Genomic DNA, 6,572 nt, shown 5'->3' with positions numbered 1-6,572 from the left:
AACAACGGCAGCTTTAATCTAAGCGGACAATACAGAGGAGCGACAGTCGCCTCGGTAGACTTTGATCCGAATACACATAAATTCGGATCAGTCCACGGGAATGCGAATTTCCAAACCGAGCTTAATAATAACGTAATCCAAGAACACGCGGGAGAACTCCATGCGGAAGGAGTGAACCATAACGCAGAGGTAGTCGGACATGTGCTATCCGAGAACGGTCAGATCAAGGAATCTACAGTGAGGGAGATGATCGCTCAAGGAAGAGGGAATGAAGTCCTTGCGATGTATCAGAACTATAAAGATAAGACGATCGAAAAGTTGGGTCAGAAGTCTTGGGAATCTACGTTTGAGAACACAGCCGCTGCATTGAAAGATAAGTATGATCTTGATATAAGCCTGAAAAAGGGAGCCTCTTCAGAGGGAGTCCTAGAAAATGTGTTGACCCGTTTGAAATCGGACGTATTGCTCTCGTTTGGAGTATCGGATACGGGTGGTATACGAAGTGACGGAAATAAGAAGTTTGAATTCGACTCCTGTTTTGTAGCCGGTACCCTAGTCAGAACAAAAGAGGGCTTTAAACCAATCGAGAAGATCCGAGTGGGAGAATACGTATTATCCCATAATGAGAATACGGGTAAGCTATCCTTTGAGAAGGTCACGGAAACCTTCATCCATGACGTGCCTCTAATCCATAAGATCACATACACCAACGGAACTACAGTAGAAACGACCTGGAATCACCCCTTCTATGTGAAGGGACAAGGCTGGACTCAAGTGAAGGACCTCCAACCTGCCAACCGGTCCGTGACACTGGCAAGTATCCAGAATACGGCGATTCTATCTGAGATGAATGCAAGACAGATTCCGATCGGAGCATCGTTAACCTCAGTAAGCAATGCAACAAACCATGCACCTAACTGGTCGGAAACGTATACGGGCACATTAGGAATCCGTAAGATAGAAGAGATCCGCAGGCAAGATCGTGTTTATAACCTCGAGGTGGAAGGCAACCACAGTTATTTTATAACGAAGGCTGGGGTGCTGGTTCATAACTATAACCTGGATGCTTTTTTGAAACGAGCTGCTAAAGCGTCTTACGAAGAAGTTACAGGACTGAGCAAAGATCCGCAGAAAATGGAAGAACGTAAAAGCATGCTTGAGGCGGAATCGAAGATTTTCAAAGATACTGGCGAGCAGGCAAATAAAACGATTAGCGATCTAGTAAAATCGAAGAGAGAATATTCAACGGATGAGAAAAAGCTTAAGGAGCAAGAGAAACTCCTAAATAGTAATAGCAAGAAAGTAAATAAAGAAGAGGTCAAGCAAGAGATCGCTACTATTAAGCAGAGGATGGCTTCAAAACAATATGAGGTTTTAAATAATCTTGAGAAGCTCGGCGAATTGACTCAAAAAGGCCGAGAAGCAGCTGAAAAAAGAAATTCCAGAATTGCAAGAGAGGAGAGAACCATTTTTGGTATCTTGAAGCAGAGAGATTATGGTAGGTTATCCGAAGATTTGGCGAAGTCGCAAAAACCTGATGCAAAGCAAAAGGTAAATGAAAGCAAAGTTAAGCGGGCGCAAAATGAGATAGCGGATTTCAGTGAGAAGTTCGCAAAATATGAATCTCAACGAGAGAAGATTGAAGCGAATCATCAGGAGTTCTCTCAAACAAAACTGAATGACACGCTGCCCGATAAGCTAGCCAAATTTTATTCTCCCACAGAGCTGCGGCAAGAATGGAGCAAAAAGAATATCGATTATTTAACGAAGATCTTCAAGAATGAAGGAACTAAATATAGAGTCGATGGAGAAAGGATTCATCTTGAAAAGGGAGTCATTAACACCGGAGTCGGAGAAGGATATCAGTATTCGGACTTTAAAGGGAAGACGGAAGTACTTTCTTACGAGAACAAGCTGATGTCCGGCGGTAGAAACGATAATCTTAAAGAAAGCAAAGATTTAAAAATGTATACATATACTCAAGATGGTCGTAATGTTTGTCAAACATATTCTTTATTAGACCAGCTGATCCAAGCAGGTGTAATGCTTCGGAATTCTGGGAGGTCACCTGTGGAAGAATTGGCGCACTTGGAACGCGACATGGGTTTAACAGCTGAAATGTCTACTAACATGGGTGCTGCTTACGATAAAATTTTAGATAAATTTGGGCTAAAAGCAGTTAACATAGTAGAGAATAAAACAACTCCTATAGAAAAATTGGAAGCAATTAAACAAGCTCTTAAAGAAGGCAAGATGATAAATGCGGGTATGTATATTGATGGACCAAGATATGATGCCTCCGGTAATTTGGATATTAATCCGAAAGGACGACCAGTGAAACCAGACGGAGTTGATTATCAATCAGGTCACAGAGTGACAATCATTGGCTATGACGATGTTCGTGGCGAATGGATTGTTAGGGACTCTAATAAAACTGATAAATTAGTTCGTTATAAATATGGGGAGTATTTGCTTGGTATGGGGAATTATAATACTATTGTGGTGAAAAAACGATGAGAATCAAAAAAAAAATCGAGCTATTTCTTTTGTTTACGTTTCTTTTTTCTATTTCACCTGTAAATGCCATAGATATAAATAAAGAAGTATTGGAGTATTTTAGTAGTTTATTTGATAAGACCGGCAGCGGGAAAGACGTTGGAATTTATAGTGCCTCTAGGTCCGTCGAAAAATTAATATTTAATCAAAATACTAAGGTAATTAAAGGAATGGATCCTAAAACCTTTAATTATATATATGACAACCCACCTAACACTAAGTGGAACATGACGGATTCAAATGGCATTGGTGAATTTATTCTTTTAATGAATAAATTTGATTTTATAGATGCAAAAAAATCAAAGTCGGATGATAAATACGCTATAAAATTCCAGAATTTCTGCGAAGATAAAAAGAGCGAGAAATTTAAAGCGTCAACTATAACAAAAGCAAAGGTAACCTTTTACGAGGGTTCCTTCGTTTTAATCAATGCTATGGTTCCGAAGGTTACGAGCAAAGTTAAGGAGAAAAAATCCTTCGAGGTCTCCGTTAGTCCTGATTCGGACGTAACTATCGATCTTAACTATAAGCCAACCGAAGGCATCTATTATGTTGCGAAGCTGGAAATATTGGCCGTAAGCGACCCTTCATTAAAGAAATTTTGCACAGATAAATTTTCAATTGGAAAGTCAGAGTAAATCAAGAAAGCGTCTTCTGGCAACACTCGGGATCGCCTTTGCGATTTTGATGGCCGGTTTTTCGATCTATTTTTATATGAATCATAAGAGCGCTTATGAGAAGTTACTAGAAAAATATCCTGACGCTTTTGTTCCTTTCGATGATCTAGAGAAAGATGATCGAGAATACTCCGATGACGAAGCAAGCGGATACTATGTAACAGCTGGCGAAAGAAACGTAAACGAATTGCTGAATTTTTATATAGATACTCAAAATTCCTACTGCATTCAGCTAGATTTGAAAAACCATTTCTTTCTACTTAAATTCCCGGGCGAGGCAAGGTTGTTTCGAGGAAAGGTCCGAACGCTCGATGCACATAACATAGAGCTAGGGTATGATGGTCGCTTGGAACGTGCCAAAATTTCTGAGTCTTACGGAACGCATATTCTCGTATTTAGCAGGAATTTAGAAGGTGTAAAGGATTGGGCAGCAGGCTCTTACTTTGACGGGCAGAAAATGACTACCTTGACTGACTATAATCTTGTAAGAGACGGCCGATCAATAGATATGAATACTTGCATTGAGGCAGTCTTAAGGTTAAAGATAAATGAAAAAGAGTAAACACTTAATCAATCGCACCTTTTGAAAATCCTGAGCCTCGTAAAAACTGAAGCTACAAATAAAGGTGCCAGATAGCGAAGCATTTATAAAAGAAATCGGGTCTCGTCGGGGGTATTAAGCCCGAGGAGACCCGCAAGGGCCGGTGTCACGTTAGTTACTGAATGCTGACAGTGATGGCTGGGTTTGATGGAGCGGGACCGGAGAAATAAATTGTATAGGTTCCTGCTTTTGCGGTGGTATAAGTCGTTGTTGCGTTCCCGTTCAGCCCATTTCCGGCACCGCCGGTAAATTGGGAGACATTCGTAGTTGTTCCCGTATCCGTATTTACCGGGCAACCTCCAACGTAGGCGCTGTAGGTGATTGTATCTCCAGCAGGAATAGTAACTGTTACTTGGTCACTTACGGATACCGTGATAGTTACAGCACTTATCGATAACGAAGAATTGAGTGCTATGAACGAAGCCGTTCCAGATTGACCCTTCGTAAGCGTTACTGGCGAGACAAATTTTGGCACTCCTGAAAAGATCACCGCACATTTTCCAATACCAAGAGCTTGGTACAAAACCAGGTTTTGTGCAGTGTCGTCACTGCTGCTTTTTTTACAGGAACCTGAGAGAACTCCGGAAAGTAAGAATACGAGAACTGGAACGATCTTCCACTGTTTCATATAGGTATAAAAACTCCTCAACTTGGACCAAAGCAACATAGTTCGGCCTCAATGTCGAGAAAAATCGGGTATAAAAGGGTCATTTTGATTAAAAAGATTCAGAAAATGATCTCTTGGAGCCTATTTTGTACTGAGTCTTGTAAAACCGAAGTTTGAGTTTTACGTAAGCGCTCAATTAAACCCATCCCATCGATTTTGAAAAAAGACTTTCAAAATCTTGTGTTAAATGGGAGGCAGGCACCCCTTCGAAAAGAGTACGAAGGACGGCATAGGGATCTTTTTTGTTAGCGATAGCGGTTTGAACGATAGAAAAAAAGAAAGTGCTGGCCTCAGCTCCGTCAGGGCTGCCTGAGAATAGCCAATTCTTTCGTCCGATTACGAAGGGTCGAATTCCATTTTCGACAAGATTGTTATCGATATAAAATTCTCCATGAGAAAGATAAATCGTCAATCGCTCCCATTCGTTTAAGGTATAACGAATTGCCTCGCCGATCGGACTCTTTGGAAGGACTTGAGAATAGGCGCTGTCTAAGAATGTTTTTAAATCATCCAAAATAGGTTTTGATTTTTCTTCCCTGATTTTTTGAATCTTTGAAAATAAACATAGAGAGCGAAGTTTTTGTTTTCGAATTTCTTTTTCGACCGCGTAGACTTCCCTGAGTCTTAAGATGACATAGCCTGCAATACGATCTTCTTCCGACTGCCAGACCGAGTAAAATTTCCTTCTCGCGTGCGCGAAGCATCCTCCATGAAGCACTCCTTTCCAATTTCTAAAATTGGAATCATAGCTACTAAAAGCGTCGGTCTGAATACAACCCTGGTATCGATTCAAGAATTTCGGGATGAACTCCGCAGACCTTGTTTCTCTATAAAGATAAAGTAATACCGGTTTATCCGGATGACCTCCTCGAAACAGCCTCATATACGACTTAGTCGTATTGGATCTGTTCGGTTCTTTCATTACTTGAAGCGTAGTTTCGTCTATCCCGATCAAAGATCCTTCGAGTAACTGTTGTTTTAAAATAGAAACGAATGGCTTGCACTTCTCATACACTTGTTTTGTCCAATTGCACATCGTTGAACGGGGCAATTCCAGACCCATTCTACGAAATATCTTCTCCATTCTGTAAAATGGAAGATGATCTACGAATTTACTCGTTAAGAGATACGCTACAAGCCCCGGCGTTGCAATACTTTGCGGTAGTAACTGCGGAGGAAGAGGGGCCGTCTTTATTACGCTTCCCGCTTCGTTTCTTTCGTCTCCATTACAATGTTTGCATGCGTATTTGTATCGGATGTGTTTTACAACAAATACCTTCTGAGGAATGATATCCAGCTTCTCGGATGTCTCTTCTCCGATCCGGCTAAGTTCTTGCCCGCAGTTACAGATCTTCTCCGATTCAGGGATATCATGAATGATTTCCTCTCTCGGTATATGATCCGGGATCGGCTTTCTACCAGGTTTTTTGCGAGTATGAGAATGGATTTCGACTTTCTCGTCCGCATGTCCATTGTATAACCCGGGAGAATCGTTTTGTGATTCTTCTATTTCGTTGAACAATTTTCCCTGTAGGATTTCGCTCGGGTCTATCTTCTCCGATTTGCTTCCATACAATTCTTTGCGATAGCCGAGAACGAGATTCTCCAAAGAACTAATCTTAGAACGAAGAGACGCATTATCTTTCTGTATATTATGCAATAATACTTTAAGCTCTTCGTTTTCCGCTAAAAGTTCCTCTCTAGACACTCTGCTTTTATATTTCTTGTCCTGCTTTCTTCAAGAACTTTTTATCGAAGGCCGGATACATCCATTAATCGATGCTCTTTTCTAAAATCTATACCCTTCAGTAGCCAGGATACTTCACGCCAACTTAAGTCCAACGCCGATTCCTCCGATTCAGGCCACGGAAACTTTCCCTTTTCGAGCCGCTTCTGCCATATGCAAAAGCCGTTTCCGTCCCAATACAGACATTTCAATCGATCTCGGCTCTTGCCACAGAACAACTCTGCACAGACAAAACAGATATCCGAATACACATCCTCGACATTCTTTTCACTATAGTACTCAACGTCACGATTCCTCATATCTGTCCTCCCGTCGACTATACTC

6 protein-coding genes are annotated in these 6,572 nt (G+C 41.2%); 3 read left to right on the top strand and 3 right to left on the bottom strand.

Translation table 11 applies throughout. The features are described from left to right. From LEP1GSC047_RS03270 to LEP1GSC047_RS03260, 3 genes are all read left to right on the top strand, one after another. Window positions 1-2,517, top strand: a 2,517-nt coding sequence (locus LEP1GSC047_RS03270) for a TIGR04388 family protein (RefSeq protein WP_020988195.1), incomplete at its 5' end; no start/stop codon positions are given. Further along, window positions 2,514-3,194: a hypothetical protein gene (locus tag LEP1GSC047_RS03265; RefSeq protein WP_020988196.1), complete on the top strand. Its 681-nt coding sequence runs from the start codon at window positions 2,514-2,516 to the stop codon at window positions 3,192-3,194. The genes LEP1GSC047_RS03270 and LEP1GSC047_RS03265, both read left to right, overlap by 4 nt. Then, window positions 3,178-3,795, top strand: coding sequence for a hypothetical protein (locus LEP1GSC047_RS03260; RefSeq protein WP_010417776.1), 618 nt, complete (start codon window positions 3,178-3,180; stop codon window positions 3,793-3,795). The genes LEP1GSC047_RS03265 and LEP1GSC047_RS03260 overlap by 17 nt, the downstream gene beginning before the upstream one ends. 154 nt (window positions 3,796-3,949) lie before the next feature. On the opposite strand, the gene LEP1GSC047_RS03255 is transcribed toward LEP1GSC047_RS03260, so the two are convergent. The 3 genes from LEP1GSC047_RS03255 to tnpB all read right to left on the bottom strand — a co-directional run bounded on the left by LEP1GSC047_RS03255 (window position 3,950) and on the right by tnpB (window position 6,568). Continuing rightward, entirely contained in the window at window positions 3,950-4,462 is a 513-nt protein-coding gene (locus tag LEP1GSC047_RS03255) for a hypothetical protein (protein ID WP_010417778.1), read from the bottom strand. 175 nt (window positions 4,463-4,637) lie between these two features. Then, the gene (tnpC, locus tag LEP1GSC047_RS03250) at window positions 4,638-6,209 is read right to left on the bottom strand and encodes an IS66 family transposase (RefSeq protein WP_020988197.1); all 1,572 of its coding nucleotides are present in this window, start codon (window positions 6,207-6,209) and stop codon (window positions 4,638-4,640) included. 41 nt (window positions 6,210-6,250) lie between these two features. After that, window positions 6,251-6,568 (bottom strand): IS66 family insertion sequence element accessory protein TnpB, encoded by a 318-nt coding sequence (gene tnpB / locus LEP1GSC047_RS22460; RefSeq protein ID WP_420323993.1) that lies wholly within the window; start codon window positions 6,566-6,568, stop codon window positions 6,251-6,253. Window positions 6,569-6,572: the final 4 nt, after the last annotated feature.

The sequence above is a fragment of the Leptospira inadai serovar Lyme str. 10 genome, from assembly GCF_000243675.2.
In the GTDB taxonomy this organism is placed as follows: Bacteria; Spirochaetota; Leptospiria; order Leptospirales; family Leptospiraceae; genus Leptospira_B; species Leptospira_B inadai.
Note: the sequence above shows the minus strand (reverse complement) of the source record. Positions and strands in the feature narration are given on the sequence as shown.

Excerpts from the sequence above, each read along its gene's own strand:
- LEP1GSC047_RS03255 (WP_010417778.1), bottom strand. The coding sequence starts at position 4,462 with ATGAAACAGTGGAAGATCGTTCCAGTTCTCGTATTCTTACTTTCCGGA.
- LEP1GSC047_RS03265 (WP_020988196.1), top strand. The coding sequence starts at position 2,514 with ATGAGAATCAAAAAAAAAATCGAGCTATTTCTTTTGTTTACGTTTCTT.